The following is a 20,207-nucleotide window of genomic DNA, read 5'->3' as shown; positions in this document are numbered from 1 at the left end:
TCCCCGCTTGGGATTTACTTCGAGAAGCCCAAAATCGCTGAAACCCAGATATATCAAGGAAAATCATAAATCGAGGTTAACCCTTTGTCCCGTAATGGTTTGAGCCTTTTTTGCTGACCGAAAACGCCTAAGTCCCACTATGTCCAGCAACAGCACAACATCAGTGAAGAAATCGGCACTCGGCAAGGGGCAGTATGAAAATGGGATCACTTATTTAGATTTCAGATGGTATATGGTAAAATTTGCATAATTCAGTAAGATTAGTATTATCCTATATTATTTCAACTCAACTTCCTATGAGTAACAAATCTACGATTAAATTGGTGATCGCTTTTAACGATCCTAACCTGGAGCCTGAAGAACGCGACGAACAGGCCCAAGTATTACTGACAGAACTACAACAGGCAGATGAAGTTGAATCGGTTAAACGCATTCTTGATCCCAATCCCCCTGAAGGTAATAAGTCGTTGGGCGGTTTTTTGGGTGGAATCTTAATGACCGAAGTTAACCCCGCTAATGGCAAAAAACTGTTAGGGTTTCTGGGCGATCGCCTGGGAGGTAAACCGATAGAATTGTCGGTAGAGGCCAAGGGTCGCAAGTTGACGGTTAAGGCTCACAGTCGAGAAGAATTGGAAATGGCTATTAAAGCGGCTCAAGACTTTATCTCAGGTTAAAGAAGGTATTATGGCAAAATTTGCTTTGTTAATTGGTGTGAGCGAGTATTCCGAAGGATTGCGCCCAATTTCTAGTGCCATTCTAGACGTTGAAGCAATGCGCCGAGTATTAGAGCATCCGGACATGGGAGCCTTTGATCAGGTTACAGTGTTGTCTAACCCAGACCAAAGGAGTATGGAAAGAGCAGTCGAGGATTTATTTACTAATCGCCAGAGAGACGACTTAGTTCTTTTATATTTTTCTGGACATGGTCTTAAAGATCAAACGGCTGAATTTTACCTAAGTGCAAGAGACACTGAGCGTGATCAGAATGGAGAGCTTCGTATCTCAACAATTTTAGCCGCAAGTAAACTTAATAAGTATATGAACAATAGTCGTTCCCAAAGGCAGATGATTATTCTCGACTGCTGTTTTAGCGGAGCATTAGTTCAGGGAATGCTAAACAAAGGGGAACTTAACATTCAAGACATTCAAGAGGAATTAGGAGGTAGAGGAAGGGCGATTTTAACCTCTTCTAGTCCGATTGAATATTCTTTTGAGTCGGAAGATAAAGATTTGTCCATCTATACAAAATATCTAGTTGAAGGAATTGAAACTGGTGCAGCAGATAAGGATGGTGATCAATTAATTTCTGTTAATGAATTGCATGAGTATGCCAGCGAACGAGTAAAGGAAGCTGCCCCGGCAATGACTCCCAAATTTTATCTTTCTCTTGAAGGAGAGGATACTATTTATTTAGCCAAATCTCCTCTTGCTGCCACTAATCCTATATTTATTTATCGTGAGAAGGTTAGAGAAATTCTAGATGAATGGAGCAAGGAAAATATATGTAAAGAAAATTTTAATCGTGTAGAAAGAAACTGCCTAAATGAACTAAGAAACGAATTAGATTTATCATTACAGGAGGCAGATATTATTGAACAAGAGAATCTTGCGCCATTCAGAAAAAGATTACAAAATCTAACAGAGTACAAAGCAACTTTTAGAGAATTATTAGCTGATTCTATTTCAATAACAGAAGGAAACAGAAGGAGACTAAAAGAGTTACAAAGCCGTTACGGGCTGAGGGATGAGGATATTCAGGTGATTGAAGAAGAAGTGCAAAATGAGGTTTATCCCATTATTCCGACGATTCCACCAATCACTTCTTCTTCTGCAAAAATCGCCCAAATTTTGCATTTTATAAAAACTTTAAAGCCCCAAAATTTCAAATTAAATCTGCCAGTTAGCATAGGAATACCATTAATAGCAGTTGTAAGTTTAATTGCCATTAATCGCCATAATATTATTACTCCATTAATTCCATCTGATTGTCCAAAACAAACGGGCGACTTTATTAGTGAAGGAGAAGAAGTTCTTAATTACTCTCAATCGTTTAACAAGAAGAAAGGTACAGAATATTTTGCACAGTGTGATTATCAAAAAGCTCTGTTAAGATTTAAGGACGCATGGCAACAGGATAGGCTAGATGCAGAAACATTAATTTACTTAAATAATGCTTTACTAGAAGCCAATAAAATGCAATATTACACGATTGCTGTTGCTGTTAGTATTCCCAAAAATCAAAGTGACTTTAATGATGATGATGGTGATAGTCGAGCAAAAGAAATGTTACGAGGAGTAGCGCAATTACAAACAAAAATTAATCTGGGACTTTTAAATGACAATGATCCATTCCTCAAGTATTTTCCAGATCAAGATTTTATCAATAAAAAAGCGATTAATGGTAAGGGATTAAAAGTTGTCATTACTAATGATGAAAATGACGAATTACTAGCCAAAAAGACAGCATCATCTCTTTCCCAGCGTCCTGAAATTTTAGGGGTTGTTGGTCACTATCCCAGTGAAATGACTCTAGCAACGGTGGATATTTATAATCAAAATAATTTAGTTTTGATTTCTCCCGGATCAACGACTAGCGAGCTTACTAAATACCCCAGAAAAAATTTCCTGCGAACTGTTTTTTCCAGCGATCAACAATCTCCTGCCATTGCAAAATTTTTGCAAGAAAAGTCTATTAAAAAAGTGGTGGGCTTTTATAGTGAAGGAAGTCCATTTAGTGAATCTTTTTTTAATAGTTTTAAAACTATTTTTACACGCCCTCCATTCTCTGGAACTGTAGTAAAATTAGATGAATTTGATCTCGGAAATAATTTTAAGGCAGAAGAAGCCATCCAAGAGTTACGAAAAAGACAAGGAAAAATAACAGAAGAAATAGGGCTTGTACTATTCCCAAAAGCAATTGGCGATGCTCAAGGCGATGCAATTAGACTTATAAAACTTAATAATAGTCAAAATTGGGTTATCGGATCATGGGGGCTTCGTAGTTCTCGTACCTTAGAACAAATTAACAACCTACAACCTTTTCAAAAGTTTGTTATTACGGTTCCTTGGGATTCTTTAACCAGTCCTAACCAGGATTTTCTTAAGGATGCTAAAATTTTATGGACTACAACTTCTGTTAATGCAATAACGGCCCTATCCTATGATGCAACTCTTGCTCTAACAAAAGCTCTAGAAAAGGCAAATACTCCCACACGAATTAATATCCTTGAACAATTAAAGTCTCTTGATTTTCTTGTCACTAAAGGTGCAACTGGGACAATTCAATTCGATGAAAATGGCGATCGCAAGAAACTTGATGAAAATGGCGATCCCCAAAATCCCTCCGTAGAATTTGTTCACATTGTGGAGTGTCGGACACTAAGTTCAGATTTTGCTTTTGTCCCAATCAAGTATCCTACGGCTAAAGATGCTGGTTTATCCTGTTTAAACTCACCCAAAAAACCTAGTCCCTAGCTAATCAGGGTTGGTTGAAAAAGTCTGAAATGCCGCTAGGAAAAAGGTTTCGACTCAATCAAGCGATCGCCGCTTTTGTAGGTTGGATTGAGGAACGAAACCCAACACAGAATTAGATAACCAACTAAAATAATCTATACTAAGCCAATAAAGCCTGTTTTATTGGGTTTGCTGCCTCCTATTGACAGTAGGCTAAAACTAATAATGAATATCATCGTCGCAATCACTCGTGGACTGGAGACAACAACTAATTATTTTTACCCGTTACCCGGAATTGGGGAAAGTAAAAACCCGTATGATTCCAGCTTTGGCAGCCGAGGGAGCCGAAGAATTGCACCGCAAACTGGCCGAATATACTCTCAGTAAATTAGCGGGTTTGAGGAATTTTCTCTCTCTGATCATTTACTACCATGGCGGCAGCGAGGAAAAAATGCGTACTTGGTTAGGTGTGCATTATTCCTATCATGCTCAACGGGGAAAAGACTTAGGAGAAAAGATGCAAAATGCTTTTGCCGATGGTTTTGCTCAAGGGATGACAGCGATCGCTATTATTGGCACAGATTGCCCAGAAATCGGGGAAAAAGAGATTTTAGCAGCCTTTGAGGCCCTAAAAACCCACGATATGGTTTTAGGGCCGGCGTTAGATGGGGGATACTACCTAATTGCTTTAAAACAGGTCTTTCCAGAGCTTTTTGACGGTATTCCCTGGGGAACGGGGGAAGTCTTGGCAAAAACTCAGACAATCGCCGCTAAACTGGCTTTAAAAACCGCTTATCTGCCTAAATTAGCCGATATTGATCGCCCGGAAGACCTGCCTATCTTAAAAAAATACCTGCCGGAATTAAGGTTGAACGATGACGGGGGTTCCCATGCGGACTAAATCAAACAACACTTTCACATCCCGATTCCGCATCCGCACACAACCATGGGAAGCGGCGCTACCGAGGGAATTTTCTGCGGGGGTGCCATGAAAACCGATGGAATTTTTGCCGTCACTCCAAAAACCGATCCATCTTTCCCCTAGGGGACTATTGGGACCGGGGGTGCTGACTTTGCCTGTCCAAGGACTTTTCCAGACGGGATTGCGAACTAATTCCCGCACTTCAAATTTACCGGTGGGGGTTTCCCAGCCTTTTTTGCCGACGGCGACGGTAAATTGTGCTAAAACTTGCTTATCTTGATAAACGTAAACTTTTCTCTCTTTCAGTTTTAGAACCAGATGGGTAGCGAGAGTTTGATTGGCTGCGGTATTCGGGGTGACGGTGCTGATTTGGTTAGCTTGGGCCGGATATAGGGGTAAACAAGTTAATCCTAATCCGATGATTAAGAGGGTCAAATTTCGTTTGAACGCCATTATTCCCACACTCCTCAATTGCGATAGCGATAATTTTTAAGGATAGCAAATAGGGAACTGTTTGGAAGCTCAAGCCGCTTATACTGTGCCAGTTTTAGCTTCGTACTGCCGACAACCTTCACAGGGACCTGGGGGATTAACCGCACAACGCAAATGGGGGGAATAGGCATTAAAACGACAACTAAGATCACCGATCAAGGCCGGTTTATTTTCTGTCTCTAGAGGGATTGACAAAAAATCACTGGCCATCACCGTGCTGTATTCGTGACGATAGCGAATCCCCCTCAAACGGTTACTTAATCTCTGTTGGGATCGGTTAATCAACCAGAGACTAACGAGAGAGGGAAAGAGGGCAAGGATAAAAACAAAGGTTATCCTGATCACGATTTCAGTTTAGGCGATCGCCAGTGCTGCTAACTTATTATTGAGGCCGGCGCTAGAAATTAGGCCATAACCAGGGAAGACTTAAGGGGTTCTTCCTTTTTGCTTTCATAAACTCCCGCAGTACTGGGGAATCCTCTGGTTAGTTCCCGCACTTTAATCTCACCTGCTTGCAGGGATTTGGTCAAAATTTCCATGGCAACCACGGGTTTACCCGCACCACAGAAGAATAAATCGGCGGCGAAATAGCCGTGTTCAGGCCAGGTGTGGATCGCGATATGAGATTCAGCTAAAGTCGCCGTCGCGGTAACTCCGTGGGGACTGAACTGGTGGACACACAAATCGATCAGCGTTGCTTCTCCTGCCGTAATTCCATCGAGGATAGCGCGACGAATGCGCTCGGGATCGTTGAGGAGGTCAGCAGGTACTTGCCAAGCATCGACAATCAAATGGGTTCCCAGTTTGGTCATTTTTTTTTCAATACTCCCTATCGAAAAACCTTCACAGATTTACCAGTATAACACAATTTTTCTAACTTGTGCAAAAAAGATCTGGTTTTTCTCGGTTACTTTTTCTAAAAACTGGGACAGGGTGGGGGAGAAGGGTGTGGGGTGTGGGGTGTGGGGCGAAAGCTTACTTCTGCTTGACAATAGTATCGTTAGGCGTTAGAATTTGATCATCAGTTATAGCGGTGTGCAGTCGTATGAGGTACAGTGTCACGAGCTATAAACCATGCTAGGCAAAGCTTGGTCTGTATCTCACTCAAGCGCTTACCGCTATAATCAGTTATCAAAGTGACAGTTATCATATGATCATAAATTTCAAGTCCGAAGAGACTAAGCTCATTTTCGAGGGGTTTCAGTCTCGTCACTATCCCCCTGATATTCAATCGGTCGCTCTACGAAAACTGCTAATCCTTGCAGCGGCGTTATCGATTAATGATCTGCGTGTCCCACCGGGTAATCGGTTGGAGAAGTTGCAGGGCGATCGTCAGGGCCAGTACAGCATCCGTATTAATGACCAATGGAGAATTTGCTTCATTTGGACTGATGAAGGCAATGCTGATCAGGTAGAGATAGTGGACTACCACTAAAATTAGCTAAATGCAATGAACAGCAACACTTCGACACATTTCGACAGGCTCAATGTAAAAGCTCAGTTCCACCGTTTGCCAAATATCCATCCCGGTGAAATCCTCAAGTTAGATTTTCTGGAACCGCTCAATATTACCCCCTACAGACTGAGCAAAGATTTAAGCGTAGCTCAAACTCGTATCGGTGAGATTTTAGCGGGTAAGCGTAGTATCACTGCGGACACAGCTTTGCGTCTGTCACGATATTTTGGTAACAGTCCTCAGTTTTGGCTGAATCTTCAAACAGACTACGATCTCCGTCAAGCTCAGGCAAAGAATGCCGAAGTTTATAAGCACATTCCCATCACTCCATTTATAGATGTAGCTTAGGGGACTAATTTTATCTAGGAGGGGGGACAGGATTAGTGGGGACGGTAGTACTGGGAGAAGCGGCGGGAATGGGGGGATTTTCGGGTTTACGGACTTGGGGGACGGGTAACAGATAGAAAAGTAGGGCGCAAGCGACAAGACTGCCTAATCCCGCCAAAAAAGGTACTGTTCGACTGGCCACCGATTCATTCACCTTATGGTAGCGACGGGAAACTGGCTGTAATTTCAGGGTTAGGTCAGGTAAAGTGCGAGTATCGGCAAAAAATTGGTCAATCGCTTCTATTAAATCGAATAACTGCACGGTACTGATTTCTATCTTCACCGGACTTTCCGGGATATTCAAGTCCGTTGATGGATACCAAACCAGACGATGGAGATTCTGGTCAATCTTTTCTAGGTACACATGATCTGGTTCATGGACGGGGTCTTGGGGATGACGAACACCACTCAAAAATTCTTGGGCATACTGACTGACCGCTTGGACCAAATTTTCCAAGAAAACCCGACCACCTTGCAGGACTTTATTGGCCCCGATTAACCGACATTCTACGTTAGTCAAAATTGAGAGTAAAGGTCGGCTATCACCGGGGTTAGCTGGGGCGAAATCATCGCCGAAACCATCGAGAATCAGGGTACAATTGGGCAAGCTATACTGTCTTCTCATTTTTACACGATCTCCCCATCAAATAAACTAATCCAAAACCGCTGCATTCCCGTCGTACCAGTACAAAATAATAACTGATCGAGGAGGGATAAAGCCAGTTCATTTAAAGCATTTTCATCGGCTAGATAAACCGATACTTTGGCCCGGCGGGGGTTCATGCGACTGCGAAAATTGGAGCGAAATCGTTCTAGGTATTCTGATAAAAGAAAATTATTATCCACGGGTAAACCCTTTGATTCCATCTGTTGCCGCGCTAACAGTAATTGTCGGATGGATATAGCTAGGGGTTTGGCCCGGTAACTGGCAATGATAACTAAAGCTTTTGCTTGGTCAAGGGTGAGACGGTCGAGAGTGTAGGAAATTCGCCAGGGATTGGTACAGCGTAAGCGCCAGAAAATAATCCGGTTTTTGACAATTTTATCGAGTCCTAGTTCTTTACAGAGGGCTAACAGGGCCTCCCCGGCACCGACTTCTAAGGATTCCAACGCTAATAGCATTAAATCGATATGCTGTTGGAGATGTAGGGCGCATTGCTGACTGGCAATCGGAAAATCGGGTAAAACGCTTAAAATAACCGGTTTTTCTGGGGCTGATGTTGTAGATTCGGGCGTTAGGCTAGTAGAGGTCATGATATAGGAGAACTAAAACACAAGGGCGATCGAGTCAGGGTATTGTAAATTGTATTGTATAGATAGCTGTCCCCCATTTTACGAGACACGGAAACTGAATGGATCTGAAATCATTGATTCGCGATATTCCCGACTTTCCCAAACCGGGTATTGTCTTCCGCGATATTACTACCCTACTCAATCATCCCCAAGGATTACGTTACACGATCGATACCCTAACGGCAAAGTGTCGCGATTACGGTTTATCCCCCGATTACATTGTCGGTATGGAATCCAGGGGTTTTCTCTTTGGTGTTCCTTTAGCATACCAATTAGAAGCGGGATTTATTCCCGTCCGGAAACCGGGCAAATTACCCGCCGCCGTTCACAGTATCGAGTATGATTTGGAATACGGAAGCGATAGCCTGGAAATTCATCAGGACGCGGTGGCATCCCATCACAAAGTCTTAATTGTCGATGATTTAATCGCGACGGGAGGGACGGCGAAAGCGACGGCCGATTTATTAGAAAAAATTGGTTGTGAGGTGTTAGGATTTGCTTTTATCATCGAGTTAATCGACCTCGGTGGTCGGGAAAAATTACCCGATTTACCGATTATTACCATTATCGATTATTAGGTTTTTTCTATGACGGCGACCGATGATAATTATAAGGCTGCAACCGCTCGATCGAGTGCTAATGGGTTACAATCTCTCCTAACTAGCGAAACTTTTTTATATATTGTCAAGCGTGTTCTCCAGGGTTTATTAACTCTGTTGTTGGCCTCGGCGTTGAGTTTCGCTATTATCCAATTAACCCCCGGCGGTTTTCTGGCTTTGCTTGACCTTAATCCCAAGATTAGTCAGGAAACTAAAGAACAATATATTGCCCTTTTTGGTTTAAAAGACCCGCCGATTGTCCAGTATTTTAAATGGTTGTGGCAAGTGGTAACTCAGTTTAATTTTGGTCTGAGTTTTACCTATTTTCGTCCCGTGTCTTCCCTATTATTAGAGAGAATTCCAGCGACGTTATTAATGTCTTTGACTTCCATCATTTTAACCTGGGCGATTGCGATTCCCTTGGGCATTGTCAGTGCCGTCAAACAAAACCAATTTATCGATAAATTTTTCCGAGTTATCAGTTATCTTGGTCAAGGTTTCCCCAGTTTTATCACTGCCCTTTTACTGCTAATTCTCGCCCAAAATGTCTCGCCGCTTTTACCAGTGGGTGATATGACCAGTATTAACTATTCGGAATATTCCCCTATCGGTAAAGTTTTAGATATCGCTTGGCACATGATTTTACCAACTATTGCCCTGACAGTTACCAGTTTTGCAGGATTACAAAGATTGATGCGGGGACAATTGTTAGATGTTCTTCGACAGGATTATATTCAAACCGCGAGGGCGAAAGGTTTACCGGAAAATAAAGTTATCTATGTCCACGCTTTACGCAATGCTATTAATCCCCTGATAACTCTTTTGGGCTTTGAATTTTCTAGTTTGTTAAGTGGGGCATTTATCGCCGAATTTTTCTTTAACTGGCCCGGATTAGGTCGTTTAATTCTGCAAGCTGTGACGGCTAAAGATTTATATTTAGTTATGGGCAGTTTAATGATGGGGGCTACTATGTTGATTATCGGTAATCTTCTGGCTGATTTACTTCTCAAAGCTGTAGATCCTAGGATTAAATTGGAGGATTTAAAGTAGGGGAAATGGGGAAATTTTATCAGTTATCAGTAAACAGTAATCAGTTATCAGTGGGGAGATGGGGAGACCACTGCGTGCGCGTTGCGGGGGGAGACCACTTCGTGCGCGTTGCGGGGGGAGATGGGGGAAATTTCAACTAAAACCCTAAAACCCCAAAACCCTAAAACACCAAAACCCAATCCCCAACCCCTAACCCCTTTTTTCCTTTTCACTTTTTACTTAACAAACTATGTTAGCAACTACACATTATTTACTCAGGTCAAAACAAGACGGACAATATCTAGTGGCGCGTCTGAGAAAAGGTGAAAGCGAAACTCCAGCTAGTTATCTGCTTCTGTTTAAAGAATCCTACGATGCTTTAAGTTATATCAATACCCATGCTCAGGATTTGGCCAATAATTTTTCTGTGGAAACTCTCTCAGGAACACAATTAAAGGGACTGATGCAGCGATGGGGATTTGCAGGAATTGGTTTAGTTAGTGAACCTTTGGAACCACAGGTGCAGTTTTTAGCCTACGAAAAAGGATTTAATCTCTAAACTATGAAAACGCTGTTAATCACTGGAGTTAGTGGGTTTTTAGGTTGGCATATTTACCAAAAAACGCGCTCATACTGGGCAAGTTTTGGTACATACTTTAATCACAATGTCAATAGTAATGACCCGAATTTAATTAAAATTAACTTAACAGACTTAGCCGCAGTTAAAGAACTTTTTCAACAGATTAAACCCGACGCGGTAATTCATGCGGCTGCCCAATCAAAACCGAATCTCTGTCAAGAATTTCCCCAAGCATCCGAGGCAATTAATCTGACAGCTTCTCTAGAAATTGCCCGTTTGTGTAGTCAATATCAAATACCGCTAGTTTTTACCTCTACCGATTTAGTTTTTGATGGTAAAAATGCCCCCTATTCCGAAAATGATCCTGTTTCTCCCGTCAGTGTCTACGGTGAGCAAAAAGTAGCGGCGGAAAAGGGTATTTTAGCAATATATCCTCGGGCGGCTATTTGTCGAATGCCTTTGATGTTTGGTTCCCCTTCTCCCACCGCTAATAGTTTTCTGCAACCCTTTTTAAAAACCCTGCAAGAGGGAAAAGAACTATCTCTATTTACCGATGAATATCGTACAGCTGTTGGGGTTAATAGTGCGGTGAATGGTTTACTTTTGGCATTAGAAAAAGTGCAAGGGATTATTCATCTGGGGGGTAAAGAAAGAGTTTCTCGTTATCAATTTGGTTTACTAATGGCGGCAGTTTTTAATATTCCCAGAGAACAAATAAAACCCTGTTTACAGTGCGATTTTCCCATGATTGCGCCGCGTCCGCAGGATGTTTCTCTTGATAGTTCTCTTGCTTTTTCTTTAGGTTATCAACCATTAAGTATTAAAACCGAATTAGAGGCAATTAGAGATGAAATTATCTGAACAAAAGCGGACTATATTAATTATCTTGCTCCTTTTTTTTACCGCTATTCTCATGGTCAATTATTTTGAGGTAGGAATGACAGGAGTGTTAGCTTTTTTCGTTGCCTATCTTTCTAAAGGATTGCGAAAAGTTAAGTAAAAAAATTATTTTTTTTAATCAACAATCTCGAATTCTATTGACTGCTCTTGGGCAAAATTATAAGTAAAATGATCGACAATATTAGTATCGCTCAATTCGAGATTATAAAAATTGATCGCCGGTTGATCAAAAAGTGGGCCAGCGTGCCAAGTTCCCACCTCTAATTTAATAAAACAGTCCCCAGGGATGCGAAAAACCTTTAATTTTTCTAAATCCGGTTGAGGATAAGGACTAGGGGGGGCCACTCCTAAAAACCACTCTTGTCCCCCCAAAGAACCAAGACATTGGGTACATTGACTATGACGAGTAATTCGCTTAAATTTACGTCCGCGAGTCTGTAAACGCATAATATAAAAGCGTGGCACACCGTTTTTTAAATGCAGTTGTGCATCGCTTTCATCAAACAGTTTCCCGTCATGGCTAGGGGTTATTAATTGACCGTAGGGACGGAAACTCTCGGCAGTAATTAGTTGCGCTGACAGGGGAAGAACGGTAATCGAATTACTCATAAAAATTACTGCTGACTAACAGTTATAGCTGTACCATCTCGGAGAGAAAGAATATTATTAATAGCAATTCTTTCCCCGGCATTTACTCCAGAAATAACCTGATAAGCTTGCCCTTGAATCGTGCCGACTTGAATTGGTTTTTGTCTGACCACTAAACGCTCCTCGGCGTTTTCTTGACCTTCTTTAGCCTTTTCTTTTTCGGCCACAAAAACAAAATTCTGCGCCCCGATGCTAGTCACTGCTGTGGTGGGAATTAATACCCCCGGTTTTTGATCCCAAATTAACCGCGTCCGCACATATTGGTTATTGCGAAGACTGCCATCATTAGTAAAGGCAAATTTCACTAAAACCGATTGGGTAGCTTGGGAAACGGTGGGGGAAATAAAAGTTACTTGACCGCGAACCCCGGCACTGCCATCGGGATTAATAATTTCCACGGGCAACCCGACGCGCAGACGCGGTTGTAATTCCACGGGAATCTGCACATTTAGTTCCAAAGTTTTATTGTTAGTTAACGAGGTTAATTCTTCACCCAGGGAGATAATATCGCCGACTTTTCTTTGATTAAAATCGCCGACAAAACCATCAATCGGGGCGGTAATGGTGTTAAAAACTAAATTCTGACGCGTCGCCCCTAATTGCCCCTCAGTGCTGGCTACCGCCGCTTGACGACTGTTCACTGTTGCCGCTGCCGCCGCCACCTGTTGCCGTGACGCTAATTCGTTTTGAATGGCGATATTTAATGCTTCTTTGTTTGCCTGTAGGGTAGCTCTAGCCGCCGTCACCTGTTGACGGGCCGCATCACGATTTTTAGACCGGGCCTCTACTTCCGCCCTGGCGGCCTGAATGTCGCGGCGGCGATCATCTAAGTCCTGTTGGGGCTGTGCGCCTTGTTTGACCAGAAATTCGGCTCTTTTTAGGTTTTTTTCCGCTAAATCTAAATTAGCTCTCGCTCTCTGTAAATCAGCTTCGGCGGCGCTCAAGGTGGCGATCTGACTTTTAACATTAGCTTCCGCATTGGCCACATTTGCCCGATTCTGGCCAATTTGGGCTTTATTTGCCCTCGCTTGCGCTTGTCTTTGCCTTAAATCCGCCTCAGACGCATTGAGGTTCGCTTTGGCCGAATTTACCTGGCCGATGCTGGCGTTTACCTGTTGCTGTTGTTGTTCGGGATCCAATTCGGCGATTTTTTGTCCCTGAGTTACCTGATCGCCAGATTTAACGAAAATAGTCCGAATCCGACCGGTAATCTGAGGGGAGACGCTAACACGCTCTTGGGCGATCAAAGTACCCACAAATTCGCTACTTTGCACTAATTTGTCGGTGCCGAGGGTTTGCAGTTTGACGGGAACAGCCGCCGGTCCAGTGGCTTGGGGAGTTTGGGGGGCGCAACCGGTGATAATTAGGGAAACGGCGATCGACGAACCGATCGCTCTCGATACGTTAACGGATCGTTTAATCATTGTTAAATTTACGGGTTTTTAGCGGAAAAAGTGCTAGTAAATCGGAAAAGGAAGAGGAAGATGAGGAGAGAAGCTTTTCCTTAAATTTTATTCTACAGAATTGATCGCCGTGATTATTAAACCTCTGGCATAATTAATTTTTGAGGGTTCAAAAACGGCAAAAATAAGGATTAAATTGCCTAAAATCCGTCAATAGACCATTTAATTGATTATTATTCATTCTTACTTAATTCTCCTGACTACTGACTACTGACTACTGACTCCTAACCCTAACAACAATTTTTGATTTTTACAAGAGGTCTATTGTTTGCTTTGCCCTAAGCTAACAATATTACAGGTAACTAATCTTTGGGCGAGGGTGGTGTATTCTAGGCGACCACCGGCGATCTGATATTCGTCCCGGGGCGCCGGCAGATGACCGACGGGTGCATTGAGGGTATAGTTAAGATTTTCTTTAAAAATAATCCAATCACCATCTTTACGCCAACCGATGCGATCGCCAAAAGTTTGAAAATTTTCGATCGCCACTAAGCGCCCCGGTCGATTACCCGTCTCGATAAAAATGCGAAATTGGGTACTGAAACTAAAACGACCCCCGGAAGCTTCTTTCCAGAGTTGATCCATCTTTTGCAGATCCCAACAGGCCAATTTTTGCAGGTCTTCCATGCTAAACCAGCCCTGTAATTCCCGTCCGGTTGCTTTCAGCATTAAATTACGGGTTTCATCGTTAGCTTGCCGCCAATTTTGTTGAGCGAGGAAATTTTTCAGGCGAGTGTAATTAATGCCCGTGGTCGGTGATACCATTTCCCCAGAGGCGGCAGTCTGGGCAACGATCGCCGGCAAGGGATTGAGAAATAAAGCGATCGCAAGAGTGATCTGACACAAGGAAAAATTAATTCTCATAAACCCTATTTATTAACCTGATGCAAAGAAATCCTACAATAGCATAGACGAAATTTGCCGTTTTTACCGCCTCCTTAACGCCTATGGCTTTCACTTGGATCCGACACCACATTTTGGGATTGCAAGACTGGCAACCGGAAGAATACCAAACCCTGCTACAAACGGCCTCTAGTTTTCGTGAAGTTCTTTCCCGACGTACCAAGAAAGTGCCGGCCCTACAAGGTCAAGTGGTGACAAATCTTTTTTTTGAACCTTCCACCCGCACCCGTAGTAGTTTTGAACTAGCGGCGAAACGTCTCTCGGCCGATGTTCTCAATTTTGCCCCGGGTAGTTCCAGTTTGACTAAGGGGGAAACGATTCTCGACACCGCTTTAACCTATGTGGCCATGGGTACGGATATCTTTGTCATCCGACATCAACAGTCGGGGGTTCCCGATTTGATCGCGGGGGAAATGGATCGTTTGCAGTCGGGGGTCAGTATTCTTAATGCTGGGGACGGTCAACACGAACACCCCTCCCAGGGACTTTTAGACCTGTTTACGATCTGTTGTCTGTTAGATGAAGAAAATCCCCGTTTAGAACTGTTAGAGGGCAAAAAAATCGCTATTGTCGGGGATATACTCCATTCTCGTGTCGCTCGTTCCAATATCTGGAGTTTAACCACGGCTGGGGCGGAAGTACATTTGTCCGCACCCCCCACCCTACTGCCGAAATATTTTGGGGAATTGTGCGATCGCCTATTTCTCCACTGGGATTTAGAACCAGCTTTAGAAAAGGCCGATTTTGTGATGACCCTGCGACTGCAAAAAGAACGAATGACTGCCAATCTTTTGCCCAGTTTACGGGAATATCATCAAAGTTTTGGCATTACTCGTCCTCGTTTGCAATCCTGTCAACCGGGGGTGAAGGTGCTTCATCCCGGTCCTGTGAATCGGGGAGTGGAAATTAGTTCCGATTTAATGGACGATCCCGATTTTAGTCTGATTTCCCAACAAGTTACCAGTGGTGTCGCTGTCAGAATGGCTTTGTTATACCTGATCGGTAATCTTCGCGGCGACCGGTAAAAGCTTCTCAGGGATTTGCTCTTTTAGTCTGGTTTCATTGAAACAATCCTAAAGTTTTTATCAAGGTAAATATCATACTTTCTTCCTCCCTCACACACAGCATCTTCTGCTTCAAATTGGTTAGTCTCAACATCAAATTTCATCGCTTTAGGATTCCTACAACCCTGTTTTAGCAAAGCATCAGTCAACCGTGATTTTTCTTCAGGGGTCAAAGCCCGGTAATCACTACTATTAGCTTGACCCGCATAGATTGACATTCCTATAATGCTAAGAGATAGTAAGCTTATGATCGATTTGGTCTTCATTTTTTCAACTTCCTGAATACAGTAAAAACATCATTACAAGGGCTTTAGACCCAAATTTTCGGCAGTTAGTTTGGCACGATTACCGATCAACTTTATGTTAGGAAAAGCATACCTATTTTGCAATAAGTATAAATACTCAAGCTACCCCTAGGGCTTTTCTAGGAACTGCGACCGATACCGGATTCCGTTCTTTTTAAACTATCCCTTTTTTGCCTCTTCCAGGTCATGATAATGCTGATAAGCGCCGATTTCGGGGTTAAAGGGGGCGATTTCTTCGGTTACAGTTAATCCCAAACCTTCTAACATTGCTTGTAGGACAGAATCGGGGGCCAGACGGAGGTAATCGGGGTTAATTTCTAGGGCTACATGACGATTACCGAGGTGATAGGCAGCTTTGAGGAGTAAATCGGTTGAAGGGGCGGTAATAGTGATAACTGGTTCTGGTTTAGCAATAATTTGAATAATTTCGCCGTTTTCCCCCCGCAGGAAATCGCGGTCCTGTAGAATTGTGCCGCGGGGTAAACGAAAACAGAGGGAAAAACCTTCGGGACTATCGAGACGATAACGGCTGCGGGTGCGTTCTTCGGCCGTGAGTAAAAGGCTAAAAACTACCGTTTCTGGGGGAGGTGGACTAGCGGTATGACGGGGGGGTAAGCGCTCGGTAAAAGTTAACATGGTAGTGGTCAATGGGAAAAAACATTCTTAATTGTAGCCCTGACTGCAGCTTGACCCGAAAAACTGAGGAACTTTTTCTATTTATTCTCCCGTTGCCGACGAATCATCTCATTTTGCACCCGTCGTCTCAAGTTATCATCGGTACGAATCCGGTTAGTAATGGCGTTAAATTGAGCTGCGGTGAAGCCATTATCTTTGACAATCTCTTTTGAGTTATTACAATAATCGACGGCAATTCTTTGGGCATTAGCGGGAAGATTATTAAAGCTCTCCCGTTGGTTACAGGTAATTGCTGGGGGACTTTTGCCTAAAATTTGCGAAATTGCCTGATAAGCTTGTTTTCTTTCGGTTTCGATCAACAAAACTGCGGTCGCATAACGTTTGATTTGGTCAGCCGTAAAATCTTGAGTATAAGCGGAAGACTGGAAACTAACTACCTCCGTCGTCCAAGAAAATTCGGGAATCAGACCGCCAAGAATGGCGATTACTGCCAAAAAAGTCACAATAAAAGAACGTCTTAAGCTTTGACCTAGATCGGCTAGGGGATAGCAGTAAATCACCATGCGAGTTTGTCGCTGAATAGATAATGATAGCAAACTTTCCAGTTAAATCCTGCTTTTTTGAATATTTTTAACGATCATAAGTTCCAATTCTAGCGAATATCTCCTAGTCCCGAACCTTAATTTTTGGGCAGAAATTGCTTTGGTAAACTTTTTTAACGTTTCTAGGGGGAAAATTAGTCAAAAATCTTTGAGAGAACCGATGAACGATTTTTGGGAAGTTAGGATGCCTATGGCTTTTAGAGAATATTTATCGGCAATTTAGCTGGCTAATCTCTTTTTATTAGCTTATATCGCTGTTAATCTCTCGCTTATTCCCTTTTGTCTCTCGCCTTGGCGGGGAATCGGGGGGAAATCCAGATAAATTAAAGGTTTCAGCGATTCCGATCGAGACAATTCCCGCTTAGAATAATGCAGTGGAATATATAGCCAATGGGGATTTGAGGGATTATTTAGTGATCTCGATCCTGGCGAGTCCTCAACAGGAGAACCATAAACTACTGACAACCACCCTAAACTCAGAAAAACCGCAAAACAAGGAGTTAGCGCATGAATAAAGGTGAATTAATCGATCAAATCGCTCTCAAAGCCTCTGTCACCAAAAAACAAGCAGATGCTGTTCTCACTGCCGCCATCGAAACCATTATCGAAGCGGTTTCTGAGGGGGACAAAGTAACCCTAGTAGGATTCGGTTCCTTCGAGGCCCGGGAACGTCAGGCCAGGGAAGGACGCAACCCAAAAACCGGCGATAAGATGGAGATTCCGGCCACTCGCGTCCCGGCTTTCTCGGCGGGTAAACTGTTTAAAGACAGAGTGGCCCCAGATAAGGAATAATTACTGTTAAGCTTGGATCGCTGTAAGTCTTTTGCCTAGACCTAAACATGGTGGTAATCTTGACTGGGCGGCCGCCATTGCCGGCTGTCCGGTTTCCTCTATTCTCGATTTTTCTGCCAGTATCAACCCCCTCGGTCCGCCAGAAAGCGCCCTAACCGCTATTAAAAACCATTTAACCAGTCTGACTCGTTATCCTGACCCCGGGTATTGGCAGTTGCGTTCTGCCCTCGCTCAATGGCATGATATCGGGCCGGATTGGATTCTCCCCGGCAATGGTGCGGCCGAGTTATTAACCTGGGCCGGTCGGGAATTAGCAGCATTTGATAGTGTTTATGTACTAAAACCCGCTTTTAACGATTACGAACGGGCTTTAAAAAGTTTTGGTGGAAACATCTGCCAACATTCCCTAGATTTAACCACTTTAAAGCCGGTTAATCCCGAAAAACAAGGCTTATTACTCAATAATCCCCACAATCCCACGGGGAAACTCTGGACGGTGGCGGCCATTCGTCCCTATCTATCGCAATTTGGTTTGGTGGTAGTGGATGAAGCTTTTATGGATTTTTTACCCCCGCAACAACAGGAGAGTTTAATATCTCTCTTGCCGGAATATCCCAATCTCGTGATTGTGCGTTCCCTAACTAAATTTTACAGTCTCCCCGGTTTACGTCTAGGATACGTCCTCGCTCATCCCGATCGCCTGTTACAATGGCAAAGATGGCGCGATCCTTGGTCGGTGAATAATTTGGCCGTGGTTGCCGCTATTGCGGGAATTGAAGATAGAGATTTTCAACAACAAACTTGGGATTGGTTAACGGCGGCCCGCGAGGATTTATGGCAGGGATTAGCTAATTTTCCGCAATTACAGCCCCAAACCAGTGCCGCTAACTTCCTCTTAGTACAATCTCAATCTTCCTGTTTACCCCTACAGGAAGCTTTATTAAAATATCATCGAATTTTCATCCGCGATTGTCTCAGTTTCCCCGAATTGGGCAGCAATTATTTTCGGGTAGCTGTCCGTTTACCGGCAGAAAATCAACGATTATTATCGGCTTTAGAGAGTATTTTAGCCGCGTCTGATATTAACCACAAAAAGGCTCCCGCCAACTAGACGGGAGCCGCTGCCATCGAACTAAGGGAAATTAGTCGAGGTCAGGCATTGCCAATGCGGGTTCAGTCTCGCGGTCAATTCCTTTCTCGAAACCGGCGGCGGCGGCGCGAGCGCGTCCAGCGTGCCAGAGGTGTCCAATGAGGAAGAAGAAGGCGAGGGTGAAGTGAGAGGTAGCCAACCAAGCGCGAGGAGACACATAGTTAAACGAGTTAACGTCAGTGATAACGCCACCTACAGAGTTCAAGGAACCTAAAGGAGCGTGGGTCATGTATTCAGCCGCGCGGCGGACTTGCCAGGGTTGTACGTCATTTCTGATTTTGTCGAGGTCTAAACCGTTAGGACCGCGGAGGGGTTCTAACCAGGGACCGCGGAAATCCCAGAAACGCATGGTTTCACCACCGAAGATGATTTCGCCAGTGGGAGAGCGCATCAGGTATTTACCTAGACCGGTGGGGCCTTGGGCAGAAGCGACGTTAGCACCTAAGCGTTGGTCACGCACCAAGAAGGTGAAAGCTTGAGCTTGGGAAGCTTCCATACCGGTCGGACCGTAGAACTCACTGGGATAGGCGGTGTTGTTAAACCAAACGTAAACGGCGGCGATAAAGCCCATCATGGAAAGAGCGCCCAAGCTGTAGGACAGATAGGCTTCTCCAGACCAGATGAAAGCGCGGCGCGCCCAAGCAAAAGGTTTGGTGAGAATGTGCCAGATACCGCCAGCGATACAGATTAAGCCAATCCAGATGTGACCGCCGATGATATCTTCCATGTTGTTGACGCTGATAATCCAGCCTTCGCCACCGAAAGGAGCTTTGGTCAGATAACCAAAGATAACTGCGGGGTTGAGGGTAGGATTGGTGATGATGCGGACATCACCGCCACCGGGGGCCCAGGTATCATAGACACCGCCAAAGAACATGGCTTTAAATACCAACAACAGCGCACCACAACCCAAGAGAATTAGGTGATAACCGATGATGTTGGTCATTTGGTTTTTGTCTTTCCAGTCGTAACCGAAGAAATTAGAGTATTCCTCTAGGGTTTCCGGTCCGCGGATAGCGTGGTAGATACCACCAAAACCGAGTACAGCCGAAGAAATTAAGTGCAGAACACCAGCGACGAAGTAGGGGAAGGTATCGACTACTTCACCACCCGGACCGACCCCAAAACCGAGGGTAGCTAAGTGGGGGAGCAGGATTAAACCCTGTTCGTACATCGGTTTTTCGGGGATGAAGTGGGCGGTTTCAAACAGGGTCATTGCCCCGGCCCAGAAAACGATTAAACCGGCGTGGGCGACGTGAGCGCCGAGCAGTTTACCGGAGAGGTTGATAAGACGAGCGTTACCAGACCACCAAGCGAAGCCGGTGGAACTTTGGTCACGACCGGTAGCGGTAGGGATATTAGAGAGCGTTACCACGCGGGAGAACCTCCTCAGGGAAGATAAAGTTTTCGTGGGGTTGGTCTTGGGGAGCCATCCAAGCTCTCAGACCTTCGTTAAGCAGAATATTTTTAGTGTAGAAGGTTTCAAATTCCGGGTCTTCCGCCGCTCTCAATTCCTGAGAAACGAAGTCATAG

General features: G+C 43.9%; 26 protein-coding genes. 13 read left to right on the top strand and 13 right to left on the bottom strand.

The features are described from left to right. The first annotated feature begins 296 nt into the window (after nucleotides 1–296). The 3 genes from O9295_RS06440 (at nucleotide 297) to O9295_RS06430 (ending at nucleotide 4,354) form a co-directional block, all read left to right on the top strand. A complete protein-coding gene (locus tag O9295_RS06440; RefSeq protein WP_288032398.1) occupies nucleotides 297–674 on the top strand; it encodes a hypothetical protein in 378 nt (125 codons plus the stop codon). 10 nt (nucleotides 675–684) lie between these two features. Next, on the top strand, nucleotides 685–3,474 hold the full coding sequence (locus tag O9295_RS06435; protein ID WP_288032396.1) for a caspase, EACC1-associated type: 2,790 nt from the start codon (nucleotides 685–687) through the stop codon (nucleotides 3,472–3,474). A 229-nt stretch (nucleotides 3,475–3,703) separates the two neighbouring features. After that, the gene (locus tag O9295_RS06430) at nucleotides 3,704–4,354 is read left to right on the top strand and encodes a TIGR04282 family arsenosugar biosynthesis glycosyltransferase (RefSeq protein WP_052277028.1); all 651 of its coding nucleotides are present in this window, start codon (nucleotides 3,704–3,706) and stop codon (nucleotides 4,352–4,354) included. Here the strand turns inward: O9295_RS06430 and O9295_RS06425 are convergent. The 3 genes from O9295_RS06425 to speD form a co-directional block, all read right to left on the bottom strand. Beyond that, complete coding sequence (locus O9295_RS06425) at nucleotides 4,316–4,828, bottom strand: L,D-transpeptidase (protein ID WP_125730612.1); 513 nt, start codon at nucleotides 4,826–4,828, stop codon at nucleotides 4,316–4,318. The genes O9295_RS06430 and O9295_RS06425 overlap by 39 nt on opposite strands. Before the next feature lie 78 nt (nucleotides 4,829–4,906). Further along, nucleotides 4,907–5,212 carry a DUF6464 family protein gene (locus O9295_RS06420; RefSeq protein WP_288032395.1) on the bottom strand — a complete coding sequence of 102 codons (306 nt, stop codon included), beginning with the start codon at nucleotides 5,210–5,212 and terminating at the stop codon, nucleotides 4,907–4,909. A 59-nt stretch (nucleotides 5,213–5,271) separates the two neighbouring features. Next, nucleotides 5,272–5,679, bottom strand: coding sequence for an adenosylmethionine decarboxylase (speD, locus tag O9295_RS06415; RefSeq protein ID WP_002795793.1), 408 nt, complete (start codon nucleotides 5,677–5,679; stop codon nucleotides 5,272–5,274). Between the two features lie 338 nt (nucleotides 5,680–6,017). Here speD and O9295_RS06410 point away from each other — a divergent pair, with 338 nt between their 5' ends. Beyond that, the gene (locus tag O9295_RS06410) at nucleotides 6,018–6,302 is read left to right on the top strand and encodes a type II toxin-antitoxin system RelE/ParE family toxin (protein ID WP_002742078.1); all 285 of its coding nucleotides are present in this window, start codon (nucleotides 6,018–6,020) and stop codon (nucleotides 6,300–6,302) included. A gap of 15 nt (nucleotides 6,303–6,317) precedes the next feature. After that, nucleotides 6,318–6,671, top strand: coding sequence for a HigA family addiction module antitoxin (locus O9295_RS06405; RefSeq protein ID WP_051048454.1), 354 nt, complete (start codon nucleotides 6,318–6,320; stop codon nucleotides 6,669–6,671). 10 nt (nucleotides 6,672–6,681) lie between these two features. Here the strand turns inward: O9295_RS06405 and O9295_RS06400 are convergent, their stop codons facing one another. Both O9295_RS06400 and O9295_RS06395 read right to left on the bottom strand, forming a co-directional pair. Then, entirely contained in the window at nucleotides 6,682–7,335 is a 654-nt protein-coding gene (locus tag O9295_RS06400; protein WP_288032393.1) for a DUF4335 domain-containing protein, read from the bottom strand. Nucleotides 7,336–7,337: 2 nt separating this feature from the next. Continuing rightward, nucleotides 7,338–7,964 carry a DUF3038 domain-containing protein gene (locus O9295_RS06395; protein WP_147070481.1) on the bottom strand — a complete coding sequence of 209 codons (627 nt, stop codon included), beginning with the start codon at nucleotides 7,962–7,964 and terminating at the stop codon, nucleotides 7,338–7,340. A 98-nt stretch (nucleotides 7,965–8,062) separates the two neighbouring features. Between O9295_RS06395 and O9295_RS06390 the strand changes: the two genes are divergently transcribed. From O9295_RS06390 to O9295_RS06370, 5 genes are all read left to right on the top strand, one after another. Next, nucleotides 8,063–8,581 carry an adenine phosphoribosyltransferase gene (locus O9295_RS06390; protein WP_002742074.1) on the top strand — a complete coding sequence of 173 codons (519 nt, stop codon included), beginning with the start codon at nucleotides 8,063–8,065 and terminating at the stop codon, nucleotides 8,579–8,581. A gap of 9 nt (nucleotides 8,582–8,590) precedes the next feature. Continuing rightward, on the top strand, nucleotides 8,591–9,652 hold the full coding sequence (locus O9295_RS06385) for an ABC transporter permease (protein ID WP_193961113.1): 1,062 nt from the start codon (nucleotides 8,591–8,593) through the stop codon (nucleotides 9,650–9,652). A 229-nt stretch (nucleotides 9,653–9,881) separates the two neighbouring features. Beyond that, a complete protein-coding gene (locus O9295_RS06380; protein WP_002737657.1) occupies nucleotides 9,882–10,190 on the top strand; it encodes a hypothetical protein in 309 nt (102 codons plus the stop codon). 3 nt (nucleotides 10,191–10,193) lie between these two features. Beyond that, a complete protein-coding gene (locus tag O9295_RS06375) occupies nucleotides 10,194–11,072 on the top strand; it encodes an SDR family oxidoreductase (protein ID WP_288032392.1) in 879 nt (292 codons plus the stop codon). After that, nucleotides 11,059–11,211 (top strand): hypothetical protein, encoded by a 153-nt coding sequence (locus O9295_RS06370; protein WP_192846066.1) that lies wholly within the window; start codon nucleotides 11,059–11,061, stop codon nucleotides 11,209–11,211. The genes O9295_RS06375 and O9295_RS06370 overlap by 14 nt, the downstream gene beginning before the upstream one ends. Nucleotides 11,212–11,225: 14 nt before the next feature. Here O9295_RS06370 and O9295_RS06365 read toward each other — a convergent pair whose 3' ends face one another. From O9295_RS06365 to O9295_RS06355, 3 genes are all read right to left on the bottom strand, one after another. Then, on the bottom strand, nucleotides 11,226–11,720 hold the full coding sequence (locus tag O9295_RS06365) for an ureidoglycolate lyase (RefSeq protein WP_288032391.1): 495 nt from the start codon (nucleotides 11,718–11,720) through the stop codon (nucleotides 11,226–11,228). 5 nt (nucleotides 11,721–11,725) lie between these two features. Next, complete coding sequence (locus O9295_RS06360) at nucleotides 11,726–13,183, bottom strand: efflux RND transporter periplasmic adaptor subunit (protein WP_147070476.1); 1,458 nt, start codon at nucleotides 13,181–13,183, stop codon at nucleotides 11,726–11,728. Nucleotides 13,184–13,483: 300 nt separating this feature from the next. Beyond that, nucleotides 13,484–14,086 carry a GUN4 domain-containing protein gene (locus O9295_RS06355; protein WP_288032390.1) on the bottom strand — a complete coding sequence of 201 codons (603 nt, stop codon included), beginning with the start codon at nucleotides 14,084–14,086 and terminating at the stop codon, nucleotides 13,484–13,486. An 83-nt stretch (nucleotides 14,087–14,169) separates the two neighbouring features. Between O9295_RS06355 and O9295_RS06350 the strand changes: the two genes are divergently transcribed. After that, nucleotides 14,170–15,150, top strand: coding sequence for an aspartate carbamoyltransferase catalytic subunit (locus tag O9295_RS06350; protein ID WP_288032389.1), 981 nt, complete (start codon nucleotides 14,170–14,172; stop codon nucleotides 15,148–15,150). 23 nt (nucleotides 15,151–15,173) lie between these two features. Here O9295_RS06350 and O9295_RS06345 read toward each other — a convergent pair whose 3' ends face one another. The 3 genes from O9295_RS06345 to O9295_RS06335 all read right to left on the bottom strand — a co-directional run bounded on the left by O9295_RS06345 (nucleotide 15,174) and on the right by O9295_RS06335 (nucleotide 16,693). Beyond that, the gene (locus O9295_RS06345; protein WP_130758252.1) at nucleotides 15,174–15,455 is read right to left on the bottom strand and encodes a hypothetical protein; all 282 of its coding nucleotides are present in this window, start codon (nucleotides 15,453–15,455) and stop codon (nucleotides 15,174–15,176) included. Nucleotides 15,456–15,653: 198 nt separating this feature from the next. Further along, nucleotides 15,654–16,130, bottom strand: coding sequence for an urease accessory protein UreE (gene ureE / locus O9295_RS06340; RefSeq protein WP_079207696.1), 477 nt, complete (start codon nucleotides 16,128–16,130; stop codon nucleotides 15,654–15,656). A gap of 77 nt (nucleotides 16,131–16,207) precedes the next feature. Further along, complete coding sequence (locus O9295_RS06335; protein ID WP_190720256.1) at nucleotides 16,208–16,693, bottom strand: DUF4168 domain-containing protein; 486 nt, start codon at nucleotides 16,691–16,693, stop codon at nucleotides 16,208–16,210. Between the two features lie 546 nt (nucleotides 16,694–17,239). Between O9295_RS06335 and hbs the strand changes: the two genes are divergently transcribed. After that, nucleotides 17,240–17,524, top strand: coding sequence for a non-specific DNA-binding protein Hbs (hbs, locus tag O9295_RS06330; protein ID WP_002759570.1), 285 nt, complete (start codon nucleotides 17,240–17,242; stop codon nucleotides 17,522–17,524). Nucleotides 17,525–17,555: 31 nt separating this feature from the next. Next, nucleotides 17,556–18,635 carry a threonine-phosphate decarboxylase CobD gene (cobD, locus tag O9295_RS06325; protein ID WP_288032388.1) on the top strand — a complete coding sequence of 360 codons (1,080 nt, stop codon included), beginning with the start codon at nucleotides 17,556–17,558 and terminating at the stop codon, nucleotides 18,633–18,635. A gap of 31 nt (nucleotides 18,636–18,666) precedes the next feature. Here cobD and psbC read toward each other — a convergent pair whose 3' ends face one another. Both psbC and O9295_RS06315 read right to left on the bottom strand, forming a co-directional pair. After that, on the bottom strand, nucleotides 18,667–20,049 hold the full coding sequence (gene psbC / locus O9295_RS06320; protein ID WP_002739004.1) for a photosystem II reaction center protein CP43: 1,383 nt from the start codon (nucleotides 20,047–20,049) through the stop codon (nucleotides 18,667–18,669). Further along, nucleotides 20,033–20,207, bottom strand: a 175-nt coding sequence (locus O9295_RS06315) for a photosystem II protein D2 (protein ID WP_287661855.1), incomplete at its 5' end; no start/stop codon positions are given. The genes psbC and O9295_RS06315, both read right to left, overlap by 17 nt.

It is taken from the genome of Microcystis sp. LE18-22.4A (assembly GCF_027531105.1).
Taxonomy (GTDB): domain Bacteria; phylum Cyanobacteriota; class Cyanobacteriia; order Cyanobacteriales; family Microcystaceae; genus Microcystis; species Microcystis aeruginosa.
Note: the sequence above shows the minus strand (reverse complement) of the source record. Positions and strands in the feature narration are given on the sequence as shown.